This window comes from Rhodopseudomonas sp. AAP120 (assembly GCF_001295845.1).
GTDB lineage: Bacteria > Pseudomonadota > Alphaproteobacteria > Rhizobiales > Xanthobacteraceae > Rhodopseudomonas.
Genome location: NZ_LJIC01000074.1, coordinates 91144 through 105200 on the forward strand (window position 1 = coordinate 91144; position 14057 = coordinate 105200).

Genomic DNA, 14057 nt, shown 5'->3' on the forward strand with positions numbered 1-14057 from the left:
CCGCGATGAACCGAACGCGCCCTCGCCGCATTAGCCTGCGAAGAGGTGCCGCATGCCGAAATCCGTCGTCGAAGAAATCCGCAGCTACGACACCAACTCGGTGATCGCACTCGCCGGCCATCCGGTCCACGCCATGCTGGTGGCGTTCCCGATCGCGCTGGTGATCTCGACGCTCGGCTGCGACATCTTCTACTGGTGGAGCGCAGATCCGTTCTGGACGCGGGCCGGGCTGTGGGCCAGCGGCTTCGCGTTCTGGTTCGGCGTCGCCGCCGCCATCGCCGGTACCGCCGAGCTGCTCGCCGTCGAAGGCATCCGCCAGCGCACCACCAGCTGGACCCACGCGATCGCCGGCGTATCGCTGGTGTCGGTCGCCGGCGCCAATTGGGGCCTGCGGCTGGTCGACCACGAGAACGTGCTGCCGGTCGGGCTGATGGTGTCGGCGCTCGGCACCGTGCTGGTGGCGCTGGCGGGATGGCACGGCGGCAAGCTGGTGTTCGATCACGGCGTCGGCATCATGGTTTCGAAAGAGGACTGAAGCGCGCCCGGCGTGCGCAGCCACGCCGGCACGTCGTTGCCCTCGATCGCCGGCTTCGACAGGATCAGCACCAGGATCACGGTGATGACCGCGGAGGTCGCGGCCGTCATCGTCCAGCGTCGCCACGGCGCGTAGCGGCCGTTGTCCTCGAACAGGTTCAGGATCACATGGCCGGCGCGGATGTGGATGATCACCAGCAGTCCGACCCCGACCAATTTCAGCATCATCCAGGTGGCGAACACTTCGCGGGCGAACAGCAGGCCGGTCCCCGCCACCACCGCGATGAAGCCGGCCGGCGAGGTGATGCCGATGAACAGCGTCCGGGTCAGGCGATGCAGCTCGGCGGCGTCCTTCTTCTGCAGCCGGGCGCGCCGCACGAACAGGCCGGGCAGCACCAGGAGCCCGCCGCACCAGACGATCAACGCGGCGATATGGATGGCTTTGAGCCACGCGATCATCGCGCGGGTTCATCGGCGAGGCCCGCGCCGAACCGGCCGACCAGCAGCATCAGCGCCGCGATCAGATAGGGGATCGCCGCCGGCACCCACATGATAAGCCCGGCGAGCTGCTGATCCTGCAGCGCCGACAGCCCCCACGGCGTGGTGACGCCGAGATGCGCGTCGTACAGCGGCATCCGCGCGAAGGTGATCACCGCGCCGAGCAGCCCCATCTGCACCACCGAGCCGAGCAGCAGCGCCAGTGCGCCGCCGAGCCGCGCCGCCGGCGCCAACACCGCACCCCACAGCAGCAACGCGCTGCCGAGCAGGCTCAGCTCCATCACCCAGAACATCCGCGGATCGGCCAATGCGGCCGCATACGGCTCCGGCGCATGCCACAGCCACAGCAGCACCATGTGCAGCACAAACGCCGCGCTGCCGGCGAGGCCGGGCATCGGCAGCCGCGCAAGGCGCTGCGGCAGCGACAGAATCAGCAGCGGCGCGACCGCCGCGACCAGCACGACGTGATGCGCGACCCGCGCCGAGAACAGCGCCGACGTCAGCGCGCACAGCGGCGACACGAACAGCAGCGCCATCAGCGCCCACGCGCTGCCGGCCAGCACGAGCCTGACGTTTCGGTCGTGCGTGCGCTCCCGCATCAGCAGGCCGAGATGCAGCGCCGCACCGCAAGCGAGCGCGACGATCAGCACCGGATCGAGATTCCAGCGGCTCAGCCACTCGGCCGGCAGCGGCGCGGCGCCGCAATACGGCACCGTCATCGCGTCCAGGTCCTGCGCGCAGCTGGATTGGCAAAAGCATGACGCAGTCGCGTCGTCGAGACGTGCAAGATCAGCTCCGGAAATCGCGAGTTGCCCGGATCGCCAACGCGGTGCCGCGCTGCGGGATGCAAATCGGCGTGGTGGCAAATGGTCACATCGGCGCGAGATGGCTGGGGCCGGAACCTTGCGCTAGCCTCGCTGAAAAAACAGGGAGGACCACCAATGTCTGTAATCATCACGCGCCGCCGTCTCATCGCGGCCGGCACCACAGCGCTGGCGCTGCCGTTCGTGGCGCGCGGCGCCTCGGCGCAGGCCCAATGGCCGAGCCGGCAGATCCGGCTGATCTGCAGCTATCCGGCGGGCGGCCAGACCGATCTGCTGGCGCGGGCGTTCGGCGATTACATCGGCAAGCAGGTCGACAAGACCGTGGTGATCGAGAACAAGGCCGGCGCCTCCGGCTCGATCGGCACCGCCGAAGTCGCGCGCGCCGAGCCCGACGGCCACACGCTGCTGTGCTCGATCTCCACCACCTACATGATGAACCGGGTGATGATGAAGAACCCCGGTTACGACATGGACAAGGATCTGACGCTGGTCAGCGCGATCCCCGGTGGCGGCCTGCTGCTGGTCGCCAATCCCAAGCACAACATCAAGAACCTGGATGATTTCGTCGCCTTCGCCCGCAAGGCCGGCAAGGTCAATTTCGGCACCTATAGCGCCGGCTCGGCGCCGCACATGACGATCAACGAGCTCAACAAGCAGTACGGCCTGACGATCGAGCCGATTCACTATCGCGGCGAAGCGCCGATGTGGACCGGGATGCTCGACGGCTCGCTCGACGTCGCGATGGGCAGCTACACGGCTGCCAAGCCGGTGCTGGAAAGCGACCGCGGCACGGTGTTCGCAGTGAACTCCAAGAAGGTCGACGCGCTGCCGCAGATCAAGACGTTGCCCGAACAGGGCGCGACCGCGAAGTTCTTCAAGGTCAGCGGCTTCACCGGCTTTGCGGTGCCGAAGGCGACGCCGCAGCCGATCGTCGAGCGGCTCGGCAAGCTGTGCGTTGCCGCCAATGACGATCCGAAGGTGAAAGCCGCGCTCGCGACCTTCATGCTGGAACCGGCGCTCGGCGCCAAGGAGAGCAACGAGCTGTATCAGCGCGAGCTCCCAGTCTGGCTGGAGAGCGCGCAGGCGCTCGGCCTGCAGCCGGCCTGAGCCGCGATGCTGCGCGTCTATCGGACCGAGAAACTCACCGGCACCGAGATGCGCAGCGACGCCTGATTGAGCTCGGGCGGAAACGGCGGCAGCGGCTCGGCGCGGCGCACCATCGCCAGCGTCTCGGCGTCGAGCGCCGCGTTGCCGGACGAGCGCGCGAGACTGGCGCCGAGCACCTGCCCGCTGCGCCCGACGGTGAAGTTCAGCGTCGCGGTGCCCTGCTGGCCGGCGGCGCGGGCCTCGGCCGGATAGCGCTTGAAGCGCTGCAGATGCGCGGCGAGACGTTGCCGATAGGACGGCAGCACGGCAGCCGCCATCGCGCCGGCCGCTGCCGCCATCGCGTCGCGCGCCCGCCGCTCGACATTCGGCGCGGCGCTGCTGCGCGGCGCCGGCGGCTGCTCGGACGGATGCAGCTTGGCGAGACGCTGCGGCTTCGGCGTCACGCGCTTGGGCTTGTCGGGCGCGCGCTTGTCGGCCTCGGCCTGCGGCGCCGGCTTCGACTCAGGCGGCAGCGGCACCGGCGCGTTTTCTTGCACGGGCGTCGGCGCGATCTCGGGCGTCACTGCGGCCTGCGTGGTCAGCTCCGGCTCGGCGCTGGGCGCCTCGGCCTCCTGCATGGTCGGGCCGGGCGCGAGATCGAGCGGACTCGCCTGCGGCGCGGCGGTGACCGGCGCCAGATCGATCATCACCACCGGGGTCGCCTCGCCGGGCGTCTGATCGTGCACATAGATAGCGAGCGCGGTGGCGACCGCCGCGGCATGCACCCCGACGATCACCGCGGCGGAGAGCAGCCAGCGCGACGCGCCGCTGCGCTCCGGGAAGGCATGCAGCGCGCAGGCATTCATCGCTCCCCTCCTCCGTCGAGTCCGACCAGCGCGACCTTGAGATAGCCGGCGTCGCGCAGCAGATTCATCGCCGCCATCAGCTCGCCATAGCTCACCGCCTTGTCGGCGCGCAGAAAGATCCGCTCGTCCTTGTTGCCGTGCGTCGCAGCGGCGAGCGCGGCGCCGAGTCCGTCGCGCGGCACGCTGTCCTCGCCGATCGCCAGCGACAAATCCGACTTCAGCGACACCAACACCGGCTTGTCCGGCCGCGGCTGCGGCGCGGCGGTGGAGGCCGGCAGATCGACGCCGAGGTCCACAGTGGCGAGCGGAGCCGCCACCATGAAGATGATCAGCAGCACCAGCATCACGTCGATGAACGGCGTGACGTTGATCTCGTGCGCCTCGGCGAGTTCCTCGTCGCCGGCGCGACGTGTGCCGAGCCTGGCGCCCATCGGCCTATCTCACGGCCCGCGCCGGCCGCGCCGCCGGGCGCGCGGCTTCGCGGCTGATCAGCAGCATCAGCTGCGCCGAGGCGTCGCCGAGCAGCGCCCGATAGGATGCGATGCGCCGCGACAAATGATTGTAGATCACCACTGCGGGGATCGCCGCGACCAGGCCCAGCGCGGTCGCCAGCAGCGCCTCGGCGATGCCCGGCGCCACGACCGCGAGATTGGTGGTGTTGGCTTTCGAAATTCCCACGAACGCATTCATGATACCCCACACCGTACCGAACAGCCCGACGAACGGCGCCACCGCGCCGATGCTGGCGAGCAGCCCGGTGCCGATCGCGATGCGGCGCGCGGCGGCGGCCTCAACGCGCTCCAGCCGCAGCGCGACGCGGTCGGCAAAGCCGTCATCCTGCAGCCCGCCCGACAGGCTGGCCTCGCGCGCGACCGAGCGGATCATCTGCGACACCGCATCGCTCGCCTCGCCGCACTCGGCCTCGACCTGCCCCAGCGTCGTGCCGTTTTCCAGGACGCTTAGTCCGCGTCGCGCCTGCGCGGCGACGCGGCGCAGTTCGATCGACTTCGAAAGCCACACCGTCCAGGCGGCGAGCGACGCCAGCGCCAGCCCGATCATCACCGCTTTGACGACCACATCGGCGCCGACGAACATCCCCCACGGCGACAGGTCGCGCGGCAGCGTCACCATCTCGGCGGCCGCAGCCGCGCGTCCCGGCGCGAGCATCAGCCCGCCGAGCAGCGCGGCGACGCCGCAGCGCCGCGCGATATGGTCGCGATCAGCCAACGCTCTCCCCGCCGAGCTGATCGGCCAGCGCGCGGAATCGCGCCAGCTGGTCGGCGCGTAGTTCGCGATGCTCATCGCGGCCGACGAACACCTTGAACATGATGCCGCCGCTGTGGTTGAGGAACGCCACGAAGGCGCTCGCCTTGCCCATGAACGGGCGCTCGACGAACGCCACGCCGCCGCAATTGTCGTGGCGCAGATGGCCGTGCAGCCCCTTGGGCTGCGACAGGTTGAAGTAACCGCGGCCGATCTCGCCCGGCGGCACCGCGCCGGTGAATTCGAAGATCGCGTCGTCGCTGTGCACGATCAGCGTTACCTCGCCCCAGCTCGCGATGTCGTTCATCGCCGCCACGAAGCCGGCGCCGGGCCCGAGCCGCGCCATGCCGGCCGGCAACGCCTCGATCACTTCGCGCGGCGCCACGCCCCATTGCCGCGCCACATCCTCGATCACCGCGGCCGGGTTCTCGGCCATCTGCGCCTTCAGATCGGCGGCGGCGGATTTCACGACCGATATCGCCATGATGCTGTCTCCTGATCAGGCCGCGACCGAGTTGCGCTCGGTCCGCAGCACTTCGAAACCCTCGAACCGAGGATGGCCGAGATACAGGCTCTGCCCGGTGTCGTTGCCGGCGCGCGCATGCGAGCGGCGGAATTGCTCGGACCTCGTCCAGCCGTCGAACGACTCCTTGTCGATCCACGTCGTGTGGGTCGAATACAGCGTGTGGTCCTCGGCCTGCGGGCCCTTGAGGAGATGAAATTCGACGAACCCCGGCATTTCGCTGAGATAGGATTCGCGCGACTGCCAGATCGCCTCGAAGGCCGGCTCGGCGCCGTGCTTCACTTGAAACCGGTTCATCGCAATAAACATCTCGTCCCCCTGCATGATGGATGGTTGGCCCGCCGCGGAATGTTGCGGCGGGCATCGTTTTAAGCTCCGCCGAAATGCACCTTGATGCCGCCTTTGTAGACGATGCCCGGCCCGGGGCTGCTGAACAGCACGTCGTTCTGCGTGGTCCCATCGGTCGACGAGCCCGGAATCGCGTAGGGCCGGTAGTAGCTGTTGAGCAGATTGTCGACCGAGAAGCTCAGCGTCACGTCGGCGGTCGGCCGATAGGCGACGTTGAGGTTGACCAGATCGTAGGACGTCGCCGGCAGATAGCCGGACGGCAGATTGGTGTTGGCCGCGTAGGACGCCCATTGCGCTGCGATCGTCAGCTGCCGGTCGAGCAGCCGCAGACCGCCCGAGGTGACGACCTTGCGGGACGGCACCGAGGCGAGGCCGAGGCCGGTGTCCGGATTGGTGCCGCGCAGCACCGAGGCCGACACGCCGACGAACCACAGGCCGGCGTCGTAGGCGGTCTCGACCTCGACGCCGTCGATCCGCGCCCGCGGGATGTTCTGATACTGATAGTATTTGCTGTAGAGCCCGAAGCTGGGGCCGAGATTCGACACCTGCGGGGCCGACGCCACCAGATCGATGTAGTTGTCGACGTCGTTGCGGAACGCGTTGATCTTGCCGCGGAAGCTGTCGCCGGCCAGGAACACGTCGTTGAACTTGAGATTGAGGCCGGCTTCCTTGTTCTTGCCGACCTCCGGCCGCAGTCCTGCATTGGGCATCAGACAGAACAGGCCGGAGGTGCCGCCCGGACAGGTGAACAGCGCCGGTCCGCCGCCGGTCGCATGCGCGCCCGAGATCAGCGTCTCGGTGATCGACGGCGCGCGGTAGCCTTCCGCATAGCTGACATAGGGCGTGATCCCGGCCAGCGGCGTGACGCCGATGGTGATCTTCGGCGACAGCCGGCTGCCGCTCGCGGTGGTGTCGGCGGATGTCAGTTCGTAATGATCGAACCGCGCCGCGCCGATCACTTCCAGCCAGCTCGCGTAATTGTTCTTGAGCTGGACGAAGCCGCCCGACACCGTGCGTTCGCCGCTCGGCGTGGTGACGTTGGAATTGCCGCGCGAATCCCAGGTGGTGACCTTGTCGTTGAAGGCGTCGACGCCGTAGGTCACGGCGGTGCGCCAGTCACCCACTTCGAACCGCGTGGTGTTGTTGGCGTCGATGCCAATGGTGTCGAGCCGGTAGCCGCGCTGGTCGCCGACGCAGCCGGAGATGTTGTTGCCGAAATTGCCGGCGCCGCAATAGGCCGAGCCGCTGGTCGAGTTGTGGTAGGTCTTGGTCTGGTCGTTGTCGGTGCGGTTGCCGTACAGGCTGATGTTCCAGTCGAACAGCATGTCGTCCGGCCGCGAATATCTCCAGCTCAACGTGCCGGTGGAGTTACGCACGTTGGAATCGTACACCGACGAGCCCTGATACAGCGCACGCTGCGCCGCGGTCAGCACCGGTCCGCGGTTGAACTGGCCGATGTCGTAATTGTAGTTTTGGAACAGGCCGCCGATCTTGATCTCGTGGCCCTCGGCCGGCCGCACCGTCAGCTTCAACAGGCCGCCGGCGATGTCGTTGCCGGTGTTGCCGATCTCGGTGCCGGCGCCGTCCTTGTAGTTGCCCTGCGTGCGATACAGCGCGCCGCCGAACACATCCACCGTGGGATCGACGCGGACGCCGCCGAAGATCGAGCCGAGCCCCCGGGCATTGTTGCTGCCGTAGGACCCGGTCATATCGACGCCCCAGCGCTCGCCGGCGCGTAGCACGTCCTCGATGTCCTTGGTGCGGAACGACACCACGCCGCCGATCGCGCCCGAGCCGTAGATGTTGGCGCTCGGCCCGCGCACCACGTCGACGCCGCCGATCAGTTCGGGATCGAGGAAGAACGAGCCCTGCGCGTTGTGGCCTGAGCGCTGATAGTTCTGCCGCGCACCGTCCACCACCACGCCGACGCGCCCGAAATCCTGCAGGCCGCGGATGTTGATGGCGGTCGACGGATCGTCGCCGCGATCCTGGAACGACACGCCCGGCGTCGCCACGAAGATGTCCTGCAGCCGGTTCGGCTGCAATTGCTGGATCTGGCCGGCCGTGATGGCGCTGGCCGGCGCCAGCGCATCGATGGCGCGCTCCTCGGTCTTGGTCGCCACCACGGTGATGGCATCGAGCGACTGCGTCGAGACGCCGGCCTGCGCATAGGCGTCGCGCGGCTTGGAAGCCGCGGCCTGCGGCTTCGGCGCCGACGCGCGCGCCACCGGCTTCTGTTTCTTGGGATCGGCCGGCGCCGCGGTCTGCGCCGCGACAGGCGTCGCCAGCGCGACCACCGATACAGATAACAACAGCGCACAGACGCGCGAACCCAGCCCCACCATGACAGCCCCGATCGAGTGATGTTGATTGCGGCTGGCGGGCTCGCCCGAAGGCGGCTGGCTGGCAGAACGTCGGCGATCGCCAACGGATTGCATTTTCGTAACCAAGCACAACCCCAGGGTCAACGCCGCAGGGTTGCGGATTAAAGTGATTATAAAGTAGCGCGGCGGCCGCGTACTACGCGTCCGCGAATTCGCGGATATCCGCCGGCTCGGCCGGCAGCGTCGTCCGGTCGACGGCCGACAGGATCAGCCGGATGGTCGCAGGAGTCGCGACAACGCGCAGCACCAGATCGGCGAGGTCGGCGCGGGTGATGCGGCCGTGCACGCGCGGATCGGCATACAGCGCGCCGCTGCCGGTCGGCTCGCCTTCGGTGAGGCCGCCGGGGCGGATGATGGTCCAGTCGAGATCGAGCGCGCGCAGATGATCCTCGGCGCGGGTCTTGGCGTCCAGCACCGGCCCGATCGCCGCGATGATCCGCTCCGACGCGAATGGCCGGCTATCACCGCAGGCGAGCGACGAGATCTGGATGACGCGGCGCACACCGCAGCGCGCCGCCGCATCCGAGATCGCGTCGTTGCCGGCTTCGTCGACCAGCCGCCCGTCCGGCAGCGTGCCGCCGACCGACGACACGATGACGTCCGGCGCGGCGAGCTTCACCACCGCGGCGACCGCAGCCGGATCGCCGAGATCGACGACCGACGAATCGGCCGCACCGACGAGGTCGAGCAGCCGCCCGGCATCGCGGCCGGCGGCGTGGACGGTCCAGCCGCGCGCCGCAGCTTGCGCCACGAGGGGCCGGCCGGTGCGGCCGGTCGCGCCGAATATCAGGATCTTCATGCGTCCGTCCCGCGCTTCGTCATTGCGGAGCGATCCTACGCGATGCCGCAGCCATGCGCATCGCCGAGCGCGGCGGATTGCAGCCCTGCCAGCAGGCCGCTGGTCAGGTTGCTGATCCAGAACGAGCCCGCACAGCTCGGGCGGAAACCGTCGCCGCTGAGATTGCCGAGCCCCGCCGCCGTCCAATTGGCCAGCAGCGGCGCCACCGCGACGCGGAAGCCGGGGCGGATGCTCTCGACTGCCGCGAGATCGAGCTGGCCGGATTCCAGCCCCGCCGCGATCATCGCATGCGCCGCATGATCGGCCGGCACCAGCGCGACGCCTTCAACCGGCTGTTGCCCTTGCGCGATCATGTCGCGGCGCTGCGCCAGATCGATGACGTTGCGCCAGCGCACGCCGTGCGCCTGCCCGCCGGCCCCCGCACCGAACGGCAGGCAGGTGACGCCGCGCTTGATCGCCGAATTGTAGCGGTTGAACTCGCGCGCCGAGCGGACCAGATGCGACTGCGACACCTGCAGCCAGCCGAGCGCCGTCAGCCGCTCCACCGCGTCCGCATAGATCCGCGCCTGCCCGCCCGCCGTCGGCGGCGCCGGCAGCTTGCCCTTCTCGACCGCCATCGCCATCGGCCCGCCGGGAAACATGTTGAGGGCGTAGAGCGTGACGCCGTCGAGCCCGATCTCGTCGACGGTCTCGATATCGCGGCTCCAGTCGCTGCGCGTCTGGCCCGGCAACCCGTAGATCAGATCGCACACCACCGCGGTGCGGCCGAGCGCCACCAGCTCGGCGAGGAACAGCGCCACCTCCGGCCCGGCGAGTTTGCGGCCGAGCCGCCGCCGCACCTCGGTGGCAAATGTTTGCACGCCGATCGACAGCCGCGTCACGCCGGCGTCCGCCACCTTGGCGGCCTTGGCAACGTCGAAGCCGAACGAGCGGCCTTCCAGCGTGATCTCGCAGTCGCTGGTCAGCGGCAGATAGCGATGCAGGCCCTCGACCAGCCGCGCCAGATCGTCGGCCGCCAGCGCCGACGGCGTGCCGCCGCCGATATACACCGCGTCGATCGGCGCCGACGCCACCAGCGGCGCCCGAGCCTTGGCGGCGAGCTCAGTGAGCAGATCGTCCACATAGGCCGGCCCCGCTTCGGGCCGCCACACGTTCTGGAAGAAGCCGCAGAACAAACAATGCGTCTGGCAGAACGGCACGTGCAGATACGCCACCGCGGTCTCGTCGCGCGGCGTCGCGAACACGCGCTGCATCACGGTGTCGACATTCTCCGCATCGATCGGCCGGCTACCGCGCCATGGCGGCGAGAACGAGCGCCGCTCGAACGCCTCGGTGAGCGGATCGCAGCCGACGCGTACGAAGTAATCGCTGACGCGCACCGCGGCGCTCTGCGCCGGATGCCGTCCGTGCCCGACCTGCGACGATCCGCCGCCCATCTGGGCTTTCAACATCCGCGTCATCGTCCCCCGCTCCGCCTCAGGGCGTGCGGCAGCGATGCGCCGGCGAACGCAGCGCCGCGCAGGTGCTGGCCGGCACGACCATCCTGATTCCAATCACAACTTCAATGAGGAGCTGGCGGGCGCTGCGGATCGCAGGGAGCTGGCTGGCCGAACTACAAGGCGACCAATCGAGGGATCACCCATGCGGCGAACTTGAAGCCGCACCCGCGAGGCGTCAAGCGACGCACCACACGTTTAAAGTGATTATAAGACACATTCCCGCGGGATGATCCTATAACGGCGACTGATAGTTCAACTGATCGGCGGCGGACTCATGATCGAACGCGCAACGCACGGCACCCCGGCGCCAGCCGGCCCGCACGACCCATCGGCCCGGCGCGCCATTATGATGATCGACAATCAGGTCGAGAGCCGCGACCTGTTTTCGCTCGGCCGCGAGATCGTGATCGCGCACGGCGACGACAGATACCGGCTGCGCCTGACGTCGCAGAACAAGCTGATCCTGACCAAATGACCCGCGCGGCCCAGCTCGGCGCGGCGCTGCTCGCCGCAACGCTCATACTGCCGCTGCCCGCTCACGGCGGCGGCCCGGTGGTGCGCGACGCACACGGCCGCGACGTGATGATCAGCGACTCTTCCCGCACCGTCGCGGTCGGCGGCGCCATCACCGAAGTGCTGGTCGCGCTCGGCTTCAGTCACCGCATCGTCGGCGTGGATTCGACCAGCACGTTTCCGCCCGAGGCGGTGAAGGACAAACCGAACGTCGGTTACTTGCGTCAGCTCTCCGCCGAAGGCGTGATCGGGCTGAACCCGACGCTGATCCTGGCGATGGACAGCGCCGGTCCGAAGCAGACCATGCAGGCGCTCGAAGCCGCGAAGATCCCGCTGGTGTCGATCCCCGAGACCTTCACCGAGCAGGGCCTGCTCGACAAGATCCGGCTGATCGGCCACGCCATGCAGGCCGACGCCGGCGCGACCTGCCTCGCCAATGCGGTCGCGCAGGATTTCGATCAGCTCCGATCGCTGCGCGCCAGGATCACCAGGCCGGCGCGGGTGATGTTCGTGATGTCGCTGGTCAACGGCCAGGCGATGGCGGCCGGCCGCAACACCGCCGCCAACGAGATCATCGAACTCTCCGGCGGCGTCAACGCGATCGACGGCTATGACGGCTACAAGACCATCAACGACGAGGCGATCGTCGCCGCCAAACCCGACGCCGTGATCACCATCCGGCGCAGCCGCGATTCCTTCGAGGCCGACGCGTTCTATGCGCATCCAGCGTTCGCGCTGACACCGGCCGGCGCCAACCGCGCCTTCCTGGCGATGGACGGGCTGTATCTGCTCGGCTTCGGCCCGCGCACGCCCGCCGCGGCGCGCGACGTCGCCGCCGCGCTGTATCCGCAGCTCGCGGCGCAGGCCGGCGGCTTCAACCCGAAGGCGGCGAGCGCCGACTGCCGCTCATGAGCGTGATGGAGATCGGCCGCAGGTGTGTGGCGCGGTCGTTCCGGCCGCGCACCGGCGCGACGCTCGCGGTGTTACTCATCCTGTTCCTCATCGCCGCCGCGACGGCGCTGACCGTCGGCGCTGCCGGCATTCCGCTGTCGCGGCTGCCCGCCGCGCTGCTGCTGCACGATGCGCAGGGCAATGCGCCGGCGCTACGCGACCAGATGGTGCTGTGGTCGATCCGGCTGCCGCGTATCGTCACCGCGGCGATCGTCGGCGCGCTGCTGGCCGCAGCCGGCACGCTGATGCAGGGGCTGTTTCGCAATCCGCTCGCCGACCCGGCGCTGGTCGGCGTCGCCAGCGGCGGCGCGCTCGCCGCGGCGCTGTCGATCGTGCTGCTCGATCAGCTGCTCGGCAGCCAGCTGCGCTTCCTGCAGGATCATCTGCTGCCGATCGCCGCGTTCGGCGGATCGCTCGCCACCACCGTCCTGCTGTATCGTATCGCCAGCCGCGCCGGCCGCACCTCGATCGCGCTGTTCCTGCTCGCCGGCATCGCGATCGCGGCGATCGCCAATGCGGGGATCGGCGTGCTGGTGTTTCTGGCCGACGACCGCCAGCTACGCGACATCACCTTCTGGATGATGGGCTCGCTCAGCGGCGCGAGCTGGGCCAAGGCGTCGTCCTGCGCGCTGGTGCTGGCGATCGCGCTCTTGGTGTTCGTCAAGGTCGCGCGGCATCTCGACCTGTTGGTGCTCGGCGAGTCCGAGGCGTTTCACACCGGCGTCGATGTCGAGCGGCTGAAGCTGCTGTCGATCGTGCTGGTGTCGTCGATGACTGGCGTCGCTGTGTCGATCTGCGGCGTGATCGGCTTCGTCGGCATCGTCGTGCCGCATCTGCTGCGGCTGGTGATCGGCCCGTCGCACCGGCTGCTGCTGCCGGCCTCGGCCTGTCTCGGCGCCGCCATGCTGGTGGCGGCCGACACCGTGGCGCGCACCATCGTGGCGCCGGCCGAAATGCCGATCGGCATCCTCACCGCCGCGATCGGCGCGCCGTTCTTCCTCGCTCTGCTGCTGCGGCAGCGCAAGCTGGTCGGGCTGTGAGCGCGCGGCTGCAAGCGATCGGGGCGAGCTTTGCGACCGGCGGCGCCACGCTGGTGGATCGCATCGATTGCGACATCGCGCAGGGCGAACTGATCGCCATCGTCGGCCCCAACGGCGCCGGCAAATCGACGCTGCTGCGGATGCTGTCCGGCGACCTGCGGCCGACCTCCGGCGCGATTCGCCTCGGCGGGCGCGAGCTCTCCTGCTATCCGCCGCGCGAGCTCGCCGAACGCCGCGCCGTGCTGGCGCAGCACGTCAGCATCAGCTTCCCGTTCACCGTGGACGAAATCGTCCGGATGGGTGCCGGCGAGCTGGCCGGCCGTGCCGCGGAGGCGGCGATCGACGCCGCGCTGCAGGAGGTCGGCCTCGCCGACTTCCGCGCCCGCGACATCACCACGCTGTCCGGCGGCGAACAGCAGCGCGCGCATTTCGCCCGCGTGCTGGTGCAGCTCTGGACCAGCGAAGCCGCGCGCGGCCCCGGCATTCTGCTGCTCGACGAACCGACCTCGAGCCTCGACATCCGCCACCAGCTCGACCTCGCCCAGACCGCAAGACGCTGCGCCCGCAACGGCGCCACCGTGATCGCCATCCTGCACGATCTCAACCTCGCGGTGCGCTTCGCCGATCGCATCCTGATGCTCCACGCCGGCCGCCTCGCCGCCGACGGCTCGCCTTCGACCGTGATGCAGCCCGACCTGATCGCCCGCGTGTTCGACGTCGACCTGAGCATCCGCACAGACCCGGCCGGCAGCCCATTCGTGCTGCCGGAATTGGCGACGGTGTAGGCTGACGACGTCGAATAGGTGGCTGTAGAACTTAGACATCCAGATATCAGGCGACGCGGTGATGGCTCCCCTCCCCCTTGCAGGGAGGGGTCGGGGGTGGGGGTCCCCAGGCACTGAGCCCGCGTCCGCCCCCCCCCCCCCCCC

General features: G+C 69.0%; 16 protein-coding genes. 6 read left to right on the forward strand and 10 right to left on the reverse strand.

The features are described 5' to 3' along the window. Positions 1 to 52 precede the first annotated feature (52 nt). The gene (locus IP86_RS13665) at positions 53 to 535 is read left to right on the forward strand and encodes a DUF2231 domain-containing protein (RefSeq protein WP_054163076.1); all 483 of its coding nucleotides are present in this window, start codon (positions 53 to 55) and stop codon (positions 533 to 535) included. On the opposite strand, the gene IP86_RS13670 is transcribed toward IP86_RS13665, so the two are convergent. Both IP86_RS13670 and IP86_RS13675 read right to left on the reverse strand, forming a co-directional pair. Continuing rightward, on the reverse strand, positions 499 to 993 hold the full coding sequence (locus IP86_RS13670; protein ID WP_054163077.1) for a CopD family protein: 495 nt from the start codon (positions 991 to 993) through the stop codon (positions 499 to 501). The genes IP86_RS13665 and IP86_RS13670 overlap by 37 nt on opposite strands. After that, a complete protein-coding gene (locus IP86_RS13675; protein WP_054163078.1) occupies positions 990 to 1751 on the reverse strand; it encodes a cytochrome c oxidase assembly protein in 762 nt (253 codons plus the stop codon). The genes IP86_RS13670 and IP86_RS13675 overlap by 4 nt, the downstream gene beginning before the upstream one ends. A 222-nt stretch (positions 1752 to 1973) precedes the next feature. Here IP86_RS13675 and IP86_RS13680 point away from each other — a divergent pair, with 222 nt between their 5' ends. Next, positions 1974 to 2963: a Bug family tripartite tricarboxylate transporter substrate binding protein gene (locus IP86_RS13680; protein WP_054163079.1), complete on the forward strand. Its 990-nt coding sequence runs from the start codon at positions 1974 to 1976 to the stop codon at positions 2961 to 2963. Between the two features lie 17 nt (positions 2964 to 2980). Here IP86_RS13680 and IP86_RS13685 read toward each other — a convergent pair whose 3' ends face one another. The 8 genes from IP86_RS13685 to hutW all read right to left on the reverse strand — a co-directional run bounded on the left by IP86_RS13685 (position 2981) and on the right by hutW (position 10585). Then, positions 2981 to 3808, reverse strand: a complete 828-nt coding sequence (locus IP86_RS13685) for an energy transducer TonB family protein (RefSeq protein ID WP_054163080.1) — start codon at positions 3806 to 3808, stop codon at positions 2981 to 2983. After that, positions 3805 to 4239 carry a TonB system transport protein ExbD gene (gene exbD, locus IP86_RS13690; RefSeq protein ID WP_054163081.1) on the reverse strand — a complete coding sequence of 145 codons (435 nt, stop codon included), beginning with the start codon at positions 4237 to 4239 and terminating at the stop codon, positions 3805 to 3807. Before exbD ends, IP86_RS13685 begins: the two co-directional genes overlap by 4 nt. Positions 4240 to 4243: 4 nt before the next feature. After that, positions 4244 to 4975 (reverse strand): tonB-system energizer ExbB, encoded by a 732-nt coding sequence (gene exbB, locus IP86_RS13695; RefSeq protein WP_156332499.1) that lies wholly within the window; start codon positions 4973 to 4975, stop codon positions 4244 to 4246. A gap of 52 nt (positions 4976 to 5027) precedes the next feature. After that, positions 5028 to 5555: a heme utilization cystosolic carrier protein HutX gene (gene hutX / locus IP86_RS13700; protein ID WP_054163083.1), complete on the reverse strand. Its 528-nt coding sequence runs from the start codon at positions 5553 to 5555 to the stop codon at positions 5028 to 5030. Between the two features lie 15 nt (positions 5556 to 5570). Beyond that, positions 5571 to 5903, reverse strand: a complete 333-nt coding sequence (gene hmuQ, locus IP86_RS13705; RefSeq protein ID WP_054163103.1) for a heme-degrading protein HmuQ — start codon at positions 5901 to 5903, stop codon at positions 5571 to 5573. Between the two features lie 59 nt (positions 5904 to 5962). Next, positions 5963 to 8287: a TonB-dependent hemoglobin/transferrin/lactoferrin family receptor gene (locus IP86_RS13710; protein WP_054163084.1), complete on the reverse strand. Its 2325-nt coding sequence runs from the start codon at positions 8285 to 8287 to the stop codon at positions 5963 to 5965. 175 nt (positions 8288 to 8462) lie between these two features. Next, positions 8463 to 9125: an SDR family oxidoreductase gene (locus IP86_RS13715; RefSeq protein ID WP_054163085.1), complete on the reverse strand. Its 663-nt coding sequence runs from the start codon at positions 9123 to 9125 to the stop codon at positions 8463 to 8465. Between the two features lie 35 nt (positions 9126 to 9160). Next, entirely contained in the window at positions 9161 to 10585 is a 1425-nt protein-coding gene (hutW, locus tag IP86_RS13720) for a heme anaerobic degradation radical SAM methyltransferase ChuW/HutW (protein WP_054163086.1), read from the reverse strand. Between the two features lie 313 nt (positions 10586 to 10898). On the opposite strand from hutW, the gene hemP reads away from it, so the two are divergent. From hemP to IP86_RS13740, 4 genes are read left to right on the forward strand one after another with little or no spacing between them, the layout of a single operon-like run. Next, a complete protein-coding gene (gene hemP / locus IP86_RS29380; protein ID WP_054163087.1) occupies positions 10899 to 11099 on the forward strand; it encodes a hemin uptake protein HemP in 201 nt (66 codons plus the stop codon). Further along, a complete protein-coding gene (locus IP86_RS13730; RefSeq protein ID WP_054163088.1) occupies positions 11096 to 12049 on the forward strand; it encodes a heme/hemin ABC transporter substrate-binding protein in 954 nt (317 codons plus the stop codon). Before hemP ends, IP86_RS13730 begins: the two co-directional genes overlap by 4 nt. Continuing rightward, positions 12046 to 13128, forward strand: a complete 1083-nt coding sequence (locus tag IP86_RS13735; RefSeq protein WP_054163089.1) for a FecCD family ABC transporter permease — start codon at positions 12046 to 12048, stop codon at positions 13126 to 13128. Before IP86_RS13730 ends, IP86_RS13735 begins: the two co-directional genes overlap by 4 nt. After that, the gene (locus IP86_RS13740; RefSeq protein ID WP_054163090.1) at positions 13125 to 13913 is read left to right on the forward strand and encodes a heme ABC transporter ATP-binding protein; all 789 of its coding nucleotides are present in this window, start codon (positions 13125 to 13127) and stop codon (positions 13911 to 13913) included. The genes IP86_RS13735 and IP86_RS13740 overlap by 4 nt, the downstream gene beginning before the upstream one ends. Positions 13914 to 14057 lie beyond the last annotated feature (144 nt).

Bases quoted from the DNA above. Each gene is read 5' to 3' on its own strand.
- hutX (WP_054163083.1), bottom strand. From the start codon at position 5,555: ATGGCGATATCGGTCGTGAAATCCGCCGCCGCCGATCTGAAGGCGCAG.
- hmuQ (WP_054163103.1), bottom strand. From the start codon at position 5,903: ATGTTTATTGCGATGAACCGGTTTCAAGTGAAGCACGGCGCCGAGCCG.
- IP86_RS13735 (WP_054163089.1), top strand. From the start codon at position 12,046: ATGAGCGTGATGGAGATCGGCCGCAGGTGTGTGGCGCGGTCGTTCCGG.
- IP86_RS13710 (WP_054163084.1), bottom strand. From the start codon at position 8,287: ATGGTGGGGCTGGGTTCGCGCGTCTGTGCGCTGTTGTTATCTGTATCG.
- IP86_RS13685 (WP_054163080.1), bottom strand. From the start codon at position 3,808: ATGAATGCCTGCGCGCTGCATGCCTTCCCGGAGCGCAGCGGCGCGTCG.
- exbB (WP_156332499.1), bottom strand. From the start codon at position 4,975: ATGCTCGCGCCGGGACGCGCGGCTGCGGCCGCCGAGATGGTGACGCTG.
- IP86_RS13670 (WP_054163077.1), bottom strand. From the start codon at position 993: ATGATCGCGTGGCTCAAAGCCATCCATATCGCCGCGTTGATCGTCTGG.
- IP86_RS13680 (WP_054163079.1), top strand. From the start codon at position 1,974: ATGTCTGTAATCATCACGCGCCGCCGTCTCATCGCGGCCGGCACCACA.
- IP86_RS13730 (WP_054163088.1), top strand. From the start codon at position 11,096: ATGACCCGCGCGGCCCAGCTCGGCGCGGCGCTGCTCGCCGCAACGCTC.
- IP86_RS13675 (WP_054163078.1), bottom strand. From the start codon at position 1,751: ATGACGGTGCCGTATTGCGGCGCCGCGCCGCTGCCGGCCGAGTGGCTG.
- hutW (WP_054163086.1), bottom strand. From the start codon at position 10,585: ATGACGCGGATGTTGAAAGCCCAGATGGGCGGCGGATCGTCGCAGGTC.
- exbD (WP_054163081.1), bottom strand. From the start codon at position 4,239: ATGGGCGCCAGGCTCGGCACACGTCGCGCCGGCGACGAGGAACTCGCC.
- hemP (WP_054163087.1), top strand. From the start codon at position 10,899: ATGATCGAACGCGCAACGCACGGCACCCCGGCGCCAGCCGGCCCGCAC.
- IP86_RS13665 (WP_054163076.1), top strand. From the start codon at position 53: ATGCCGAAATCCGTCGTCGAAGAAATCCGCAGCTACGACACCAACTCG.
- IP86_RS13715 (WP_054163085.1), bottom strand. From the start codon at position 9,125: ATGAAGATCCTGATATTCGGCGCGACCGGCCGCACCGGCCGGCCCCTC.